The following is a 2,655-nucleotide window of genomic DNA, read 5'->3' on the forward strand; positions in this document are numbered from 1 at the left end:
GAGGAGTCAGGCGCCCGGCCCTCGCCCGGCGCCTGCCGCCCTACGAGCGGGGTGTCTGCCGCACCCGCAACGCCCGTGCCAGGTCGTCCAGTTGGTCGACGAGCTTGCGGCGCAGCGCCGGGATCGGTCCGGCGTCGCGCAGGCACTCCTCGCCGAGGCGGAGGTGCTCCGCGTCGACCGCGTGGGCGGGGAAGGCCGAGCGGCCGACGGCCGTGGCGATGGCGGGGCCGCGGCGGTCGGCGACGGCCACCGCGTCGGGGTAGTAGCGCGGCACGTACGCGCGGACCAGCTCGGCCTGCTCGGGCTGCCAGAAGCCCGCGGCGGTGGCGGTGAAGAGGTAGTTGGACAGGTCGTCGGAGCCGAACATCGCCTGCCAGGCGCGGGCCTTGGCCTCCGGGTCGGGCAGCGCGGCCCGGCAGCGGGCGGCGCCCTCCTGGCCGGTGGCGCTCGGGTCGCGCTCCAGCTCGGCGGCGATGGCGGCCTCGTCGGTGGCGCCGAGGACGGCGAGCCGGGCGAGGACGCGCCAGCGCAGCTCGGGGTCGAGCTCCGGGCCGCCGGGGACGGTGCCGTCGGCGAGCCAGGCGGCGATGGTGTCGGGGTGGGCCGCGACATCGATGCGGTGGCGTACGGCGATCAGGCGCAGGCCGGGGTTGTCGCCGTCCTCGGTGCGGCGGATGAGGTCGCGGCACAGGTCGGAGAGGGTGGCGAGCGCGGCGGGCCGCTCCTCGGGCGTGAGGTAGTGGTCGGTGATGTACGTGGACGCGAAGGCGAGGACGCCTTGGACGACGGCGAGGTCCGTCTCCAGCGGGAGGTGGGCCCTGGCGGTCTCCAGGTAGGCGGCGGGGGCCAGTTCGCCGTCGCGGACGGCGTCGCGCAGGGCGTTCCAGACGACCGCTCGGGTGAGCGGTTCGGGCAGGCCGGACAGCTCCTTGCGGATCGTCTCGAAGGACTCGGGGTCGAAGCGGACCTTGGCGTAGGTCAGGTCGCCGTCGTTGAGGAGGAGCAGGGCCGGGCGCTTGCCGATGGGGTGGGCGTCGTTGTGCGGCAGGTCCAGGTGGCGGCGTTCGCGCAGGACGAGGTGCCCGCCGTCGTCGCCGAGGTCTCGGTCGTACAGGCCGACGGCGATGTGGTGCGGGCGGCTGCCGGCGTGGTCGACGGTGAGGGCGCAGGTGCCGTTCTCGCCGGGGGCGACCTGGGGGGTGAGGGTGTCGACGCCGGTGGTGCGCAGCCAGGCGTCGGCCCAGGCGTGGACGTCGCGTTCGGTGGCGCCGGCGAGGGAGTCGATGAAGTCGGCGAGGGTGGCGTTGCCGAACTTGTGCCGGGCGAAGTGCGTGTTGATGCCGGCGAGGAAGTCCTTGTCGCCGAGCCAGGCGACCAGCTGCCGCAGCGCGCTCGCGCCCTTGGCGTAGGAGATGCCGTCGAAGTTGAGCAGCGCGGAGGCGGTGTCGTCGACGGCCTCGGGGGCCACGGGGTGGGTGGAGGGGCGCTGGTCGGCGTCGTAGCCCCAGGACTTGCGGGTGACTCCGAAGTCGGTCCAGGTGTCTGTGTAGCGGGTGGCTTCGGTGAGGGTCTGGTAGCCCATGTACTCGGCGAAGGACTCGTTCAGCCAGATGTCGTCCCACCACTTGAGGGTGACGAGGTCGCCGAACCACATGTGGGCCATCTCGTGGGCGATGACCATGGCGCGGGTCTGCCGCTCGGTGTCGGTGACGGCGGAGCGGTAGACGAACTCGTCGCGGAAGGTGACGAGGCCGGGGTTCTCCATGGCGCCCGCGTTGAACTCGGGGACGAAGGCCTGGTCGTAGGAGTCGAAGGGGTAGGGCTCGTCGAACTTCTCGTGGTAGCGGTCGTAGCACGCGCGCGTGACGTCGAAGAGTTCGTCGGCGTCGGCGTCGAGGTAGGGGGCGAGGGAGCGGCGGCAGTGCAGGCCGAAGGGCAGGCCGCCGTGCTCGGTGCGCACGGAGTGCCAGGGACCTGCGGCGACGGCGACGAGGTAGGTGGAGATCCGCGGCGTGGGTGCCGCCTTCCAGACGCCGCCGGTCTGTTCGGTGATGCCGTTGGCGAGGACGGTCCAGCCCTCTGGGGCCCGGACGGACAGTTCGAAGACGGCCTTGAGGTCGGGCTGGTCGAAGGCGGCGAAGACGCGCTGGACGTCGTCCATGAACAGCTGGGTGTAGACGTACGTCTCGCCGTCGGTGGGGTCGGTGAAGCGGTGCATGCCCTCGCCGGTGCGGGAGTAGCGCATGAGCGCGTGCACGCGCAGTTCGTGCTCGCCGGCGGTGAGGTTCCGCAGCGGGAGCCGGTTGCCGTCGAGGGCTTCCGGGTCCAGGGGGTGTCCGTCGAGGGTGATGGAGCGCAGCTCGTCCGGCCTGACCTCGACGAAACTGTCTCCGTCGGAGCGGGCGCTGAACCTGATCAGGGTGCGGGAGTCGAAGGTCTCGTCGCCGGTGGTCAGGTCGAGTTCGATCGTGTAGCGGTGCACGTCGAGGAGCTCTGCTCGGGTCTGCGCTTCGTCGCGCGTCAGTACGGACATGCGTGACATGCTGCCTGATGGCACTGGCAAGGCACAGAGGCGGATCGGTACGTGCCCAATGTCCGGTCTAGGGGCCTTCTGATGGATCTCCGCAGGAGAAGGAGCGGCGTTCGGTGCGTGCG

1 protein-coding gene is annotated in these 2,655 nt (G+C 71.8%); it reads right to left on the bottom strand.

Annotation, left to right across the window (positions count from 1 at the left end):
* Window positions 1-40: 40 nt before the first annotated feature.
* Entirely contained in the window at window positions 41-2,533 is a 2,493-nt protein-coding gene (gene pepN, locus ACWIF2_RS40515) for an aminopeptidase N (protein ID WP_454366694.1), read from the bottom strand.
* Window positions 2,534-2,655 lie beyond the last annotated feature (122 nt).

The organism is Streptomyces sp. NPDC055506, assembly GCF_053643595.1.